This window comes from Halobellus sp. LT62 (assembly GCF_037031285.1).
In the GTDB taxonomy this organism is placed as follows: domain Archaea; phylum Halobacteriota; class Halobacteria; order Halobacteriales; family Haloferacaceae; genus Haloquadratum; species Haloquadratum salinisoli.
Window position 1 is genome coordinate 1073937 of the sequence record NZ_JAYEZO010000002.1, and the last position, 13584, is coordinate 1087520.

A 13584-nucleotide genomic window follows, 5' to 3' on the forward strand; every position below is an offset into this window, starting at 1 on the left:
CTCAGAGTTCTCGGAGTCACTCGCCTCGCTCGGGTCGCTCACGTCGCAGTCGGCGCTCCCCGACGACAAGAAGGTTCGCGTTCGAGAAGGGAACCGCGGTCGATGTGAGTCGCGGTCGACTCGTCACCGTTGGGGGACCGGCCCCGTGTCCGTTCGGTCCCCGCTCAGCACTCCGACCAGCCGCAGGACTCGCAGGTCTTGCAGCCCTCGGAGTAGTACAGCGACATACTGCCGCACTCGGGGCACTCGGGGCTCTCGCCGGCCGCGAGGAGATCGTCCGTCGCGTCGGGTGCGCCGCCCTTCGGCGTGCCGTCGTCCGTCTCCGCGTCGGGGCTCACGTTCGCGTCGCCGACGTCGACCGCCGCGCCGCCGTCGGTCTCGCGTCCCGCCGACGCGCTCACGTCGGCGTCGTCGGAGAGTTCGGTGAGACTCTGCTGCTGCGGGTAGCCCTTGTCGATCTCGCCGTCGAGGTAGCGACGCATCGCCGTCCCGATGGCGTCCGGGATGGAGTTGATCTGCTCGCCTTTGTCCCAGGCGACTTTCGGGCTGCGGATGCCCTGCAACTCGCTGGCGATCTCGCTCGGATCGACGCCCGAGCGCAGGGCCGTCGAGATCGTCTTCGCGAGCGCCTCGGTGAAGGAGGCGGTGAACCCGCCGGAGTTCCCGATGTTCGCGAACAGCTCGAACGGCTGGCCGTGCTCGTCCTCGTTGATGTTGACGTAGAGCTTTCCATACCCTGTGTCGATGCGCTGGGTCACGCCGTGGAGGACGTCGGGCCGCGGGCGCTTCTTGCCCAGATCGGGCTGGCCGTCCGCGGCCGACAGCAGCCGGTCGACCTCCTCGTCGAGCGCCGCTTGGACGTTCTCGTTCTCGAGGAATCCCTCGACGCCGCCGAAGACCTCCTCGATCTGTTCGACGAGCGTTTCGGCCGCTTCGCCCTCGTCGGCGAAGTCGGCGTTCTTCGCGCGGGTCGTGAGGACCTGCTTCGAGCGCGTCCCGTCGCGGTAGACGGTCACGCCCTTGCCGCCGTTGCGGTAGATGTAGCGGTACACCTCGTCCATGTCCTCCTTCGACGCGGAGTTCGGGAAGTTACAGGTCTTCGAGATGGCGGAGTCGACGCCCTCTTGGGTGGCGCACTGGACTGCCGCGTGCTGCTTGCCCGAGAGGTCGCCGGTGACGACGAACAGCTCCGAGATGGCGTCCGGGACCGTCGACAGCGAGGAGACGCCGTCGAACTCGTTCGCGGCCATCTGCTCTTGGGCCTCCTCTTTCACCGCTTCGACGTCGATGTCGTTGGCCTCTAGCACTCGAAGGAAGTAGTCGTCGAACTCCACGAGCATCTCGTCGCCCTGGACGTCGTCGGAGACGTTCTTGTAGTAGGCGACGTTGTAGATGGGCTCGATGCCGCCGGTCGTGTTGCCGACCATCGAGGTCGTGCCCGTCGGCGCGACCGTCGTCGTGTTGTGATTGCGGATCGAGAAGCCGTCGGCCCACTCGTCGGCGTCGAGGCCGGTGTGGTGCTCGAACCACTCGCGGTACTCGGTCGGATCGGCGTACTTCGAGTCGTCCCAGTCGTTGAACGCGCCGCGCTCGTCGGCGAGTTCGTGGCTGGTCCACTTCGAGGTGTGGTTGATGTGGGTCATCAGCTGGCGGGCGACCTCGTTGCCCGCCTCGGTGCCGTACTGGATGCCCAGCTGGATGTACAGCTGCGCCAGTCCCATCACGCCGAGACCGATCTTCCGCATATCGCGGACCTTCTGTTCGATCTCCGGGACGGGGAAGTCCGACATCGTGACGACGTTCTCGAGGAAGTGCGTTCCGCGGTCGATGCGGTAGTCGAACTCCTCCCAGTCGATGGATTCGGCGAGGAACGCGTCGACGGCCTCGGCGAACTCGTCGTACTCGTCGCCGTGTTCGTCGTACCAGACGCGCCAGTCGGGCGCGTCGACGTCGACGAGCGTCGAGAGGTTGATGTGGCCGAGGTTACAGGCCTCGTACTCCTCGAGCGGCTGCTCGCCGCAGGGGTTCGTCGCGAGGATCCGGTGTTCGGGATGTTCCTCGACGTCGAAGGAGTGCTGTTTGTTCACCCGTTCGAGGTAGATGACGCCCGGCTCGCCGTTCTCGTGCGCGCCGTCGACGATCTGATCCCAGAGCTTTTTGGCCGGAATCGAGAGCACTTCGCCGACTTCGACGTGCTCGCCGAGCCCGAACATATCATACAGCTCCTTCGTCTCGGGGGTCGCGACGTGCGGCTCCTCGGTTCGGGGATTCGTGAACGTGAACTCCTCGCCCGCGAAGAGCGCCTCCATGAAGTCGTCGGTGACGCCGACGGAGATGTTGAAGTTCGAGAGGTGACCCTCCACGGCGTTCCGGAGGTGCTTGGGGACGCGTCCCTCGTCGTCGATGAGTTCGCGGGCCTCCTCTAAGGCGTCCGCGAAGGAGTTGTGCGTGAAGTCGTCGGGGTCGTTGAGCCGGAGCGTGTTCGCCAGCGAGACGTCTTTGTTCTTCGCGTGGAGGAACTGGATGACGTCCGGATGCGAGACGCGCATCACGCCCATCTGCGCGCCGCGGCGTGCCCCGCCCTGCGCGATCGTCTCACAGAGCTGGTCGTACGTCCGCATAAAGGTGATCGGCCCGGAGGCGATGCCGCCGGTCGAGCCGACCGCGTCGCCGTAGGGACGGAGCCGCCAGAAGGCGTAGCCCATCCCGCCGCCGCTCTGGAAGACCTGCGCGGCCTCCTTGGCGGTCTGGTGGATGTCGTCGATGTCGTCGTCCGGGGAGTCGACGAAACACGCCGAGAGTTGCTGGAGCTCGTCGCCGGCGTTCATCAGCGTCGGCGAGTTCGGCATGAAGGACAGGTCCGCCATCAGCTCTTCGAACTCCTCGCGCTTGGTCTCGACCGCCGAGCGGATCCCCTCGGGGAGCTCGGAGACGATCGTTTCGTAGGCGAACTTGTTGACGTTGTACACCGACAGCGACGTCTCGGCGTCGTCGGCGGCGGTGACGCCCTTCCCGAACACCTCCTCGGCGAGCTCGTCGCGGCGCGGGTGATCGGGCTTCAACTGATCGGGCGTGACCGTCACCTCGACGTCACGCTGTTCGGCCTTGAAGACGGCCTCCGCGAGCGCGACGTTCTTCGCGACGCGGGGGAAGAGCTCCTCCTGCGTCTCGACGGGGTCGCCGTTGGCGTCCTTGCGGAGGTACCGCGCGGGCAGGATGTTGTGGTAGGCGTTCGAAGTGAGGCGCTCTTCGAGCGTGTCGCCGTCGGTCCGCTTGATGGGGAGTTCGAGGTCCCCGGCGCGTACGTTCGTGTCACTCATTTACTGTTCCTCCGGTCCAGTGCGTTCACACCGGACGGTTTCGAATCGACTGCGTGGCTCAGTTCCGGTCATTTGTAACGATGTCTTGTGAGTGCGGCGGGTCGGTTAAGGCTTCGGTATCCGGGTATCATCATATACATATCACATTTAATACCTTATTCGTGACCCTCGTCGGCGTAGCGGTGCCGTTGCGACCATTTGTACTCACACAACGAATATCAAGCTACCCAGACCAGAGTGAAAGTGAAGTTTCAGTGCGATATCAGCGACGCAGTACTTCGATTATTCAGTCGAACTGAAGGAGGGTTCTCCGCCGGTCGTTCCCGACAGTTTCCGCGCTGATTCCCGAGTACCAGTTGGGCGGCAGAGCGGGTAAGCCATCCGTACCGAAAGAAATACCAAAATTCGTATGATTCGTCCGATCCCGTCACAGTCCAGCGATTTCGACCGGCGTCGACGAATCTCCCACAGACTTATTCCCTCGTCGGGCGATACCAGTGGTACGATGTCCCTACTCGCCTCGGCCACGACGGTCGCACCGATGCAACTCGGCGGACTGCTATCACAACCGCTCGGTCAGGCTCTCGCCGTGATCGTCGCGGTCGCGGTCGTCATTCTCGTCGGCCGGATCGCCCTCAAGGTCGCGTGGAGGCTGGTCACCATCGCCGCGGTCGTCGTCGGCGCGCTGTTGGTCCTCTCCTTTTTCGGGATCAGCGTGCTGTGAGTCCGGTCGAATAAAATCAGCTCTGTTGAAATACTCCGATTCTGCTATTTTTACACCCGCCAGTCGCTCAGTACCGCGGACTTGCCTACCGGTCTATTCAGAAGAGACATCCACCGAGAGATACCTTCACTGTCATAGTTCACGCTATCTTTATCAACACTCGGATCCTACATTATAATTGGTGTAGGAAATGACATACCTAGTAGGTAAAGCTCCTGTAGAGGACTTCCGGAAGTGGAGATCGACGTTCCACGATAATGAGTCCTACCGCACTGAGCACGGGGAACGAGGCTATCAGGTCTTCCAGTCAGTGGACGACCCAAACGAGGTTATCGTCCTCTTCGAGTGGGACGAGAACAAAGACCCTCGTGCGTTCTTCGAATCCAAGGAGATGCGTGAGATAATGGCGGAGGCAGGTTTGAGAGGTCGTCCCGACATAACCGAGGTTGAGTTAGTCGATCAAAAGCCAGCTCAGCAACCGTCCGCGTGAACTCATAGACGGGCTTTCCTGCATTCTCGTCACCTCTCCCCCTTGCTCAGGGCCGCGCCGCGCTCGTCGCTCGGTGCTCGCAAACGCACTCCTCCAGAAAATTCCGCACGACGTCGTGGCCCACGCCTGTCAGCACCGATTCGGGGTGGAACTGGACGGCTTCAATCGGGAATTCTCGGTGGCGAACGCCCATCACGAGCTCCGTGACCGAATCGTCGGTCTCCGCTTCCTCCGACAGCGCGTGCGCCGTCGTCGCCGACACCTCGAAACAGTCGGGGACGCCAGTGGCGACGAGCGAGTGGTACCGACCGGCCTGAAAGCCCTGATCGAGCCCCGCGAAGACCCCGCGCCCGTCGTGGTCGACGGGGTAGGCCTTACCGTGGATCGGCTCGGGCGCGTGCCCGATTTCGCCCCCGTAGGCGTACACCGCGGCTTCGAGGCCGAGACAGACCCCGAGCGTCGGAATCGTCTCCGAGAGCGACGTCAGAACCTCAGTGGTGACGCCGACGTCGCGCTCGTTCTTCGGGTGGCCCGGGCCGGGGCTGATCACGACGGCGTCAGGGTCTAGATCGCGGAGTTCGTCGAGGTCGGCGGTGTTTTTTCGAACAAGTACCTCGACGGGCTCGCCGTCGACGCGCTGCTCGGAGAAATACTCCACGAGGTTGTAGGTGAACGAGTCGAAGTTGTCGACGACGAGCAGTCGGAGCGTCATTGCGACACCTCCCCCGAAACCCGGGTCTCGTCTGATGACTCCCCGGTCTCCTCAGCTCCCCCGTCCTCCCCGTGCTCGTTGCCTCCATCTGGACTCTTCCCGTGCTCGTCGTCTCTATTCGGAACCTCGCCGGCGTCTCCGTCGCGTTCGATTCGCTCGACCGCCGAAAGGACGCCGCCCATCTTCTGTTCGGTCTCCTCGTACTCGGCGGTCGGATCGCTGTCTGCGACGATCCCCGCACCGGCGCGTACCGAGATCACGTCCTCCTCGCCGCCCCGGTCGACCGTCGCCGTGCGAATGACGATCGCGAAGTCCGCGTCGCCGGACCACGAGTAGTAGCCGATGCCGCCGCCGTAGACGCCTCGCGGACTCCGTTCGAGGTCGTCGACGATCTCCATCGCGCGGACCTTCGGCGCGCCGGTCAGCGTCCCGGCGGGGAACGTCGCCCGGGTGGCGTCGAACGCGTCGGCACCGTCCGGATATTCGGCGTTCGTACTCTCTCGGCCCGCGAGCGTCCCCGTTACGGTCGATTCGATGTGCTGGACGTGGCTGTACTTCAGGACGTTCATGAACTCCTCGACGCGGACGCTGCCCGCCGCCGAGACCCGACGGACGTCGTTGCGCGCGAGGTCGACGAGCATCGTGTGCTCGGCGCGCTCTTTCGCGTCCGCGAGCATCTCACCGGCGAGGCGTCGGTCCTCGACCGGGCTCGTTCCGCGTGGACACGTCCCCGCGATCGGATTCGAGACGACGCGGTCGCCCCGCACCGAAACGAGGGTCTCGGGACTCGCGCCGACGATGTGGCGGTCGTCGTGCCGAAGGACATACATATACGGCGAGGGGTTGATCTCGCGGAGCGCCTCGTAGAGGCCGAGCGGGTCGACCTCGCCGCGGAGTTCGCGGACGCGGGAGATGACGCCTTGGTAGATGTCGCCGTCGAGGACGTGTTTCTTCGTCGTGTTCACGGCCGCCTCGTACTCGGCCTTCGGCCCGGCCGACTCGTCGCTGCGGACGAACCCGCCCGTCTCCGGGAGTGTCGCGTCCGCGACCGTCTCGGCGACTGTATCGGCCTCGACGCGGAGGTCGTCGTAGACCTCGCCGGGGTCGTCGTCGGGAGCGACGACGGGCGTGAGGACGAGCTCCGCCGTCGAACGGGCGTGGTCGAACGAGAGGGTCTTCGTCGTGAGGACGAACTGCGCGTCCGGCGTGTCGGTCTGGGGGCGCTCGACGCCGACCTCCGCGAGCCACAGGTCGTAGACGGCCTCGTAGGCGAGGAAGCCGACCATCCCGCCGCGGAGCTGCTGGCGCTCCTCCTCGGGGAAGCCGACGCGCGGCAGGTCGGGGAACGCCGCACGGAGTCTGTCGAGGACGTCCCGATCCTCGTCGGTCACAGTCTGCCCGTCGCCGGCCGCGGAAGTCGGCGGAGCGTCCGCGGCGACGTCGGCGTCTGCTCCGCCGGCCTCCGCCGCGTCGACGGCTGCGTCGACGTACTCGGCCGCGCGGCCGCCGATCCGCTCGACGTCGACGCCCTCCGGATCGACCGTGACCACGGCGTCGGGGTCGTAGCCCACAAATGAAAAGCGGGCGTGCCGGTCGGCCGTCACGTGATCGGGCGCGAACGCGCCGGCGGGGTCGCTGGAGGCCGTCTTCTCGGCGCTTTCGAGGAGGAACCCGTAGTCGCTTCGATCCGAGAGCGCGGCGTAGGCCGTCATCGGCGTGACCTCCGGCAGTTCGGCCGTGACGTGCGCGACGACGGGACCCTCGTGCGCTTCGGTTGCCGCCGCGACGTCCGCGACGAACGACTCTCGCGACTGCGAGAGGGGCGTGTCGGTCGCCGTATCGCGCTCCCGTGCGTCGTCGCTCACGACGACACCCCCTCGACCTGCGCCGTCGTGTCGCGGTCGCTGTCGTCGTCTCGCTCGCTCGTCGCGTCGCCTGCAGCCGCGGCAACGGCGTTGGCGACGAACATGTGAACGGCCTCACGGTCCTTCTTCCCGCCCGCTCGCTCGACACCGCTTGCGACGTCGACGGCGTAGGGGCGCACCGTCTCGACGGCCTCGGCGACGTTTTCGGGGCCCAGCCCGCCCGCGAGAATCACCGGTTTATCGATCGTTTCGACGACCGCGGCGGTCGCCTCCCAGTCGTGGGTCTCGCCGGTGCCGCCAGCGCCCTCGTCGTCGACGGAGTCGACGAGCACGGCGTCGACGGCCGGGGCGACGGTGCGCGCCCGCTCTGGGTCTGCCGCGTCGGCAACGGCGACGAGATCCGCGGCGATGCGCCCGCGGACCGTTTCGAGTTCGGCAGAAGAGAGTTCGCTGTGGAGCTGGAGCACGTCTGGCGCGGCGCGCTCGGCGGCGTCGACAGCGTCCTCGACCGTCTCCGACATCGTGACGAGCGCCGTCGTGAGAAACGGCGGCGCGGCGTCGAAGAGTGCGGCGGCGTCGTCGAGCGACACCTCGCGCGGAGTGTCGACCGGCACCTCGGCGATCGCGCCAACGGCGTCTGCCCCAGATTTTTCGACGGCCCGGAGGTCCGCCTCGTTCGTCACGCCGCAGATCTTCACCCGAACCATCTCAGCGCTCCACCGCGGCGTCGAGCGGTTCGCAGAGCGCCTCGAACGTGGCCGCGGCGTCTCCCTCGTCGATCGCCTTCGCGGCCGCGTCGACGCCCGATTCGATGCTGTCGGCGATGCCGGCGACGTAGACAGCCGCGCCGGCGTTCGCGAGGATGATGTCCCGCTTCGCACCGGTGACCTCGCCCGTCACGATCCCGCGCAAGTCGGCCGCGTTCTCCTCGGGCGTCCCGCCCGCGACGGCGTCGATCGGAGCCGAATCGAGGCCGATCGACTCGGGCGTGAGCGTGTACTCCTTGATTTCGTCGCCGTCGACCTCGGCGACGGTCGTCTCGTCGTGCAGCGCGATCTCGTCCATCCCGGAGCCGTGGACGACGAGCGCGCGCTCGACGGACATATGCGAGAGCGCGCGAGCGAGGACCGGAACGAGGTCCTCGTCGTAGACGCCGACGACCTGCGCGTCAGCGCCCGCGGGGTTCGTCAGCGGGCCGAGGACGTTGAAGATCGTCCGCATACCCAGCTCCTTCCGCGGGCCGATGACCGCCTTCATCGCCGGATGGAACACCGGCGCGAGCATGAAGCCGATCCCGTCACGTTCGATGGCGTCTTCGACGGCCGGTGGCTCGGCCTCGACGTCGACCCCGGCGACCTTCAGCACGTCCGCGCTCCCCGAGGACGAAGACACCGAGTAGTTGCCGTGCTTGGCGACCGCCGCGCCCGCGCCCGCGGCGACGATGGCGCTCGTCGTCGAGACGTTGATCGTGTCGTAGTCGTCGCCGCCGGTCCCGCAGGTGTCGACGAGCGGGGCCCGGTCCGGTTCGATCGTGCGCGCGGCGTCCCGCATTCCCTGCGCGAAGCCCGCGATTTCGGTCTCCGTCTCTCCCTTCGCGCGCAGCGCCGCGAGCAGCGCGCCGATCTGCGCCTCGGTCGCGTCCTCGAACACGAGGCTCGCCGCCTCGCGGGATTCCTCCTGCGTCAGGTCCTCGCCGTCTGCCGTCCGTTCAATGTAATCTTGGAGTGTCATAGTGATCACCGATGTACGTGTTCGTGTTGTAGTGAACAACTTCGTTCATCAGTATAAGGTTGTCGGAGCGGCTGATAGCGGGGCGGCGTCGACCGCTCGGCCCGGCGGGCGAGCACGATACGCGAACCGGGCCGTCGGGTGCAATACCTCGTCAACGCGCGAAAATCGAACGACGGCACCGTCCGTTCCCGAAACGAAACCTTCAATTACGTCCCCGAGGAACTCAGTAATGCGCTCAGACGGGCGCGACGAATGCGGACCAGACGGGTTGGTGGTCTAGTCTGGTTATGACACCTCCTTGACATGGAGGAGGCCGGCGATTCAAATTCGCCCCAACCCACTACCTTTTAGGCAGAATCGAACCACGTAGGAGACCCTTTATACCAGCGGCTTCCTCAGGGGGTGGTTCCCGTGGCGTCTGACTGGGAACCACCAAATCTGGACGATCTAAACCGTCAGCGGGCGGTTTGTATTTTCTGCGGTGGGTACATCGAAGAGGGCGTAGACTGCCCTGCACGGGATAAAGGAAGGAGGTGCCGCCCGTGAGCTCTCGCGCTCGCAGTTGGCAGCCAAGCCAAGACCTTCCGGATCGACTCGGCGGGCCGTCGCCGCTGTCGATATGTCAATCACGAATGGTGATTCGTTCACGGGAACTCGGTTCTCAACTACCAGCAATCCGCTGTTGCTTGATGCGCTAAAGCGTGAGGAGTCCCCCGTAAGGGATTTCGGTAAGGAAAACTCAAGATTGATACTTTGACCGGAAGTCATTTGCGTTGACTTGTGAAAGTAACGTACCAAATACGACAACCTCACCGGGTATCACAAGAGCATTCCGAACTCAATTATTTGCTCAGAATTCGCCAGTCAAGCACTCAGAGGCCATATATTGGAAGATAATATCGTCACGCGATATCTGGTGGAATAACAACAATACACAATAAGCGATGAAATATTCGGATTTACTTTCCCAAGTTAGCGTTCTCTTTCTCGAAGAGAATGACGTCCAACGAGATTTGTTTTCACAGTGGATCACAACTGTCTCGACGAAGATGGCCACAGAGCCAGAGGATGTTTTTCGCGAATTCGATTCAAGCGTAGCCTTGGTAATTCTCTCACAAACGGCCCTCAACGACGAGGAATCTGAAATCCAGAGATATATTTTGACGCGGAGCCCTTCCTGTCAGTTGGTCTTACTCACTTCATCAGCGATAGACGATGCGCTCTATGAAGACGAGTATGATGCAACGATCACACGACCCGTCTCGAAACAAGAGCTTACAACTGTGGTTGAAAAACGGCTGCGGTACGGAATCTACAGCACGCTTATCGAGGAGTTTTACGCGTTGAATTCGCGGTTGATTACGCTTGAACAGGGTGATTCAGACGAGGATGATGGTCTCAAAAAAGCAATCCAAGATCGTATCCAGAAAGTGAAGATTCCGGTCCAACACCTTGGATCGACGATTAATCACAAGGACACACAAGAGTTAGTCAAAAGTCTCAGTTTACACAATGAGTTTCTGAATAGCCCATCGCACGACAAAGAAGCTCCTACAACATCGAAGTTCCTGCCGGATCAGTGTCCGAATTGCTCACTTACGTGGGGCGTTGATCACGGTACTCAACTGGGAGAGGGGTACACACAAATGGGTGCGAGTGTTTGGAAATGTACGGACTGTGGCTATACCGTCCATAGTGCTGATGCGAGTAATCGATACATCTCTTGATCACGAAGCGTTGAGTTACAAGAAGGATGTTCACGATTCGTTCAAAGACCATTTTGAGCACCACTGAATTAGGCCGATTGAAATTTTTAGAATATCCCAGTTTCGTGAATCTATGCCGAGTCGTTTCCCTTTTCGCCGTGTTACTGCTCCAATAATCTCCCGACCCAAACCACTAATCCGCGAGCGACCGCAGTCGCGGTATGATCGACGAAATCGCTCCCGACGTGTACGACATCACGACGCAGACGCGCCCCGGCGGCGGTCGGTTCCGCGTGTACCTGTTCGACGGCGAGACGCCGACGCTCTTCGACACCGGGTTCGAGGAGACGACCGACCGGATCGTCGACGCCGTCGAAGAACTCCGCGTCGACCCCGAGCGGCTGATCATCACGCACGGCGATCACGACCACATCGACGGGTTCGACGCGCTCGTCGACGCGGTCGACCTCGAAACGTGGGTCCCCGAACAGACAGACGTCAGCGACCTGCGCAACGATCCCGACTATCGTTACACCGAGGGCGACTCGATCGGCGAATTCGACGCCGTCCACCTCCCGGGACACCGCGCCGACAACCACGCGCTGGTGGACGAATCGAGGGGCATCGCGGTGCTGGGCGACGCGGCGTTCGGGTCCGATCGCCGCGGGCTGCCCGCGGGGTATCTCGTCCCGCCGCCGGCTGCGTTCTCCGAGGACGTCCACGAGGCGGAACTGGCGCTGCAGAAGCTGCTGGCGTACGACTTCGACGCCGCGCTCGTGTTCCACGGCTCGTCGGTCCCGGAGGACGCCCGCGAGATACTAGCGTCCTACGTCGATTTTCCCGAGCCCAGCTGATCGCGCGGTTCCGCCGTCGGCGTCGCCGTCCCAGCGCCCGTGTCGAGCCCGGTACGCGAAGAGGAGAGGACTTAACCGGCTCATCTCCTAAGACCCGCGCGTGGAGTCGCCGTACGACGTCTTGGGAATCGATGCCGACGCCGACGAGGACGCCGTCGTTCGGGCGTATCGCCGTCGGATCAAGGACGCCCACCCCGACCACGGGGGGTCGCTCTCGGAGTTCGAGCGGGTCCGGCGCGCGTACGAGCACATCACTGCGGGACGCGATCCGTCGACGTTCGAGCCGGACGTGGCAACCGATGAGATGGGGGCCAGAGCCGCGCGAAACGGAACTGCTCGCGACACCGCCGCGTCGGGGGAGAGACGGTCCGAGACCGGAGCCGAAACCGGCGAGACCGACGACGGCGACGGCGACGCGCTCGGCCCGACCGTCGAATACCTCGATTACGACGCGCTCGAAACGCACGGGTGGGAACTCACCGACGAGGACCTCTTCGAGAAGGCCGACGCAGCCGACCTCGCTGTCGACACGCACGGCCTCCTCGTCGTCGACGAGCGGGAGAGCCTCCTCGAAGCGGCCGAACGGTACGGGTTCTCGTGGCCCTACGCGTGCCGTGGCGGCGCGTGTGCGAACTGCGCCGTCGCCGTCGTCGAAGGGGAGGTCGAGATGCCCGTGAGCACCATCCTGACCGACGAGATGAAAGAACAGAACATCCGTCTGTCGTGTATCGGCACGCCCGTCACCGACGACCTGAAAGTCGTGTTCAACATCGAGAAGCTGCCCGGGTTGGCGGAGCTCAGACTGCCCGCAGAACAGTTCAAGAGCGCCCGCGCCGACGACTGAAGGTTCGCCGAGTCGACGGGTGGCGACGCCTGATCGGCGGGCGTCACCGGAGAAACGGGATATCCCGGAGCCCTCGACCGCTTTTGCTGTCACCAAGGGCTCGAGAACGGGACGAAGTTTCAAGACGGCAGCCGGCGTACTCCCCGGTTGGAGGCGACTCCCACTATGGATATTACTGATATTGCCACTCCTGATTTCGTCGAAGTCGACGTCGACAAGCGCCTCGGGAAAATTCGCGCCATCTTCGAGCGCGAGAACCCCCGGGGAATCGTCGTCACCGAGGGGGGTGACTACGTCGGCATCATCGGCGAGAAACAGCTCGTCCGATCCCGGATGGAGGACGATACGAAAGCCTCCGTCGTGATGAAGTCCGCGCCGCGGGTCGACCGCCACGAGGACGTCCGTGAGACCGCGCGGATGCTCGTCGAGGGCGACGTGAAGGTCGCGCCGGTGTTCGAAGGCGAGAAGCTCTACGGCGTCGTCACCAGCGACGCGATCCTCGACGCGGTCCTCGACAACCTCGATGCGATCTCCGTCGAGGACATCCAATCCGAGGACGTCATCAGCGTCGGCGAGAAGTCCCACGTCGGGGGGGCGATCAACAAGCTCCGCGAGCACGGCATCTCCCGGCTGCCGGTCGTCGACGACGACAGCGGCAAGCTCACGGGCATCCTGACGACGCACGACCTCGTCGACTTCGTCGTTCGCGACGACAGCCGACAGGGGCGTGGCGACCGCCGCGGCGACCTCGATCGGATGTTGGACCTGCCGGTCTACGACCTGATGTCGTCGCCGGTCGTCACGGCGACGCCCGCCGAGACGGTCGAGGAGGCGGTCGAACGGATGTTCGAGAACGACATCTCCGGACTCGTGGTGACGCCCACCGAGAGCGACGCGGAGGTGCAGGGAATCGTGACCAAGACGGACGTCCTCCGCGCGCTCACGTTCACCGAAGAGCAGAGTATGGACGTCCAGATCACCAACGTCAGTCTGCTGGAGACGCTCACTCGTCAGGAAGTCGTCGAGTCGATCACCTCCGTCGTCGACAAGTACCAGCAGATGCAGGTGCTGCACGCGCACGTCCGCTTCCACGAGCACAAAGAGAAGCTCCGCGGCACGCCGCTGATCCAGTGTCAGATCCGCCTGCGCACCAGCCACGGTCAGATCGCCGGTAGCGGCGAGGGCTACGGCGCGGAGCACGCCTTCCACGTCGCGCTCGATAAGCTCGAACGCAACGTCCTCGAACTGAAGGGCCTCAACGCCGACGAGAAGTACCGCGGTCAGCTCATCCGGAAGCTCGGCGAGCTCTGAGGAGCGCCGCCGTTCATCCTTGACCTA

The 13584-nt window shown here is 63.9% G+C and carries 11 protein-coding genes and 1 tRNA gene; 7 read left to right on the plus strand and 5 right to left on the minus strand.

The window, feature by feature from the left end; all coding sequences use genetic code 11:
• Positions 1-164: 164 nt before the first annotated feature.
• Positions 165-3320, minus strand: a complete 3156-nt coding sequence (locus U5919_RS14800) for an adenosylcobalamin-dependent ribonucleoside-diphosphate reductase (RefSeq protein ID WP_336025240.1) — start codon at positions 3318-3320, stop codon at positions 165-167.
• Positions 3321-3825: 505 nt separating this feature from the next.
• On the opposite strand from U5919_RS14800, the gene U5919_RS14805 reads away from it, so the two are divergent.
• Both U5919_RS14805 and U5919_RS14810 read left to right on the plus strand, forming a co-directional pair.
• Complete coding sequence (locus U5919_RS14805) at positions 3826-4044, plus strand: DUF8029 family protein (protein ID WP_336025242.1); 219 nt, start codon at positions 3826-3828, stop codon at positions 4042-4044.
• A 190-nt stretch (positions 4045-4234) separates the two neighbouring features.
• The gene (locus tag U5919_RS14810) at positions 4235-4534 is read left to right on the plus strand and encodes an antibiotic biosynthesis monooxygenase (RefSeq protein ID WP_336025244.1); all 300 of its coding nucleotides are present in this window, start codon (positions 4235-4237) and stop codon (positions 4532-4534) included.
• Between the two features lie 46 nt (positions 4535-4580).
• On the opposite strand, the gene trpG is transcribed toward U5919_RS14810, so the two are convergent.
• The 4 genes from trpG to trpD are packed head-to-tail and all read right to left on the minus strand — an operon-like array spanning position 4581 to position 8842.
• The gene (trpG, locus tag U5919_RS14815; RefSeq protein WP_336025245.1) at positions 4581-5246 is read right to left on the minus strand and encodes an anthranilate synthase component II; all 666 of its coding nucleotides are present in this window, start codon (positions 5244-5246) and stop codon (positions 4581-4583) included.
• The gene (trpE, locus tag U5919_RS14820) at positions 5243-7111 is read right to left on the minus strand and encodes an anthranilate synthase component I (RefSeq protein WP_336025246.1); all 1869 of its coding nucleotides are present in this window, start codon (positions 7109-7111) and stop codon (positions 5243-5245) included. Before trpE ends, trpG begins: the two co-directional genes overlap by 4 nt.
• The gene (locus U5919_RS14825; protein ID WP_336025247.1) at positions 7108-7818 is read right to left on the minus strand and encodes a phosphoribosylanthranilate isomerase; all 711 of its coding nucleotides are present in this window, start codon (positions 7816-7818) and stop codon (positions 7108-7110) included. Before U5919_RS14825 ends, trpE begins: the two co-directional genes overlap by 4 nt.
• 1 nt (position 7819) lies before the next feature.
• Positions 7820-8842: an anthranilate phosphoribosyltransferase gene (gene trpD, locus U5919_RS14830; RefSeq protein ID WP_336025248.1), complete on the minus strand. Its 1023-nt coding sequence runs from the start codon at positions 8840-8842 to the stop codon at positions 7820-7822.
• A gap of 265 nt (positions 8843-9107) precedes the next feature.
• Here trpD and U5919_RS14835 point away from each other — a divergent pair.
• From U5919_RS14835 to U5919_RS14855, 5 genes are all read left to right on the plus strand, one after another.
• Positions 9108-9182 (plus strand) — tRNA-Val (locus U5919_RS14835).
• Between the two features lie 709 nt (positions 9183-9891).
• Positions 9892-10569, plus strand: coding sequence for a hypothetical protein (locus U5919_RS14840; RefSeq protein WP_336025250.1), 678 nt, complete (start codon positions 9892-9894; stop codon positions 10567-10569).
• A 200-nt stretch (positions 10570-10769) separates the two neighbouring features.
• Positions 10770-11402: an MBL fold metallo-hydrolase gene (locus tag U5919_RS14845; RefSeq protein ID WP_336025251.1), complete on the plus strand. Its 633-nt coding sequence runs from the start codon at positions 10770-10772 to the stop codon at positions 11400-11402.
• A gap of 100 nt (positions 11403-11502) precedes the next feature.
• Positions 11503-12246: a ferredoxin Fer gene (fer, locus tag U5919_RS14850; RefSeq protein ID WP_336025252.1), complete on the plus strand. Its 744-nt coding sequence runs from the start codon at positions 11503-11505 to the stop codon at positions 12244-12246.
• A 165-nt stretch (positions 12247-12411) separates the two neighbouring features.
• The gene (locus U5919_RS14855; protein ID WP_336025253.1) at positions 12412-13557 is read left to right on the plus strand and encodes a CBS domain-containing protein; all 1146 of its coding nucleotides are present in this window, start codon (positions 12412-12414) and stop codon (positions 13555-13557) included.
• Positions 13558-13584: the final 27 nt, after the last annotated feature.

Coding starts and splice junctions, on each gene's coding strand:
- U5919_RS14825 (WP_336025247.1), bottom strand. CDS start 7,818: ATGGTTCGGGTGAAGATCTGCGGCGTGACGAACGAGGCGGACCTCCGG.
- U5919_RS14805 (WP_336025242.1), top strand. CDS start 3,826: ATGTCCCTACTCGCCTCGGCCACGACGGTCGCACCGATGCAACTCGGC.
- U5919_RS14810 (WP_336025244.1), top strand. CDS start 4,235: ATGACATACCTAGTAGGTAAAGCTCCTGTAGAGGACTTCCGGAAGTGG.
- trpD (WP_336025248.1), bottom strand. CDS start 8,842: ATGACACTCCAAGATTACATTGAACGGACGGCAGACGGCGAGGACCTG.
- U5919_RS14845 (WP_336025251.1), top strand. CDS start 10,770: ATGATCGACGAAATCGCTCCCGACGTGTACGACATCACGACGCAGACG.
- trpG (WP_336025245.1), bottom strand. CDS start 5,246: ATGACGCTCCGACTGCTCGTCGTCGACAACTTCGACTCGTTCACCTAC.
- U5919_RS14840 (WP_336025250.1), top strand. CDS start 9,892: ATGGCCACAGAGCCAGAGGATGTTTTTCGCGAATTCGATTCAAGCGTA.
- U5919_RS14800 (WP_336025240.1), bottom strand. CDS start 3,320: ATGAGTGACACGAACGTACGCGCCGGGGACCTCGAACTCCCCATCAAG.
- U5919_RS14855 (WP_336025253.1), top strand. CDS start 12,412: ATGGATATTACTGATATTGCCACTCCTGATTTCGTCGAAGTCGACGTC.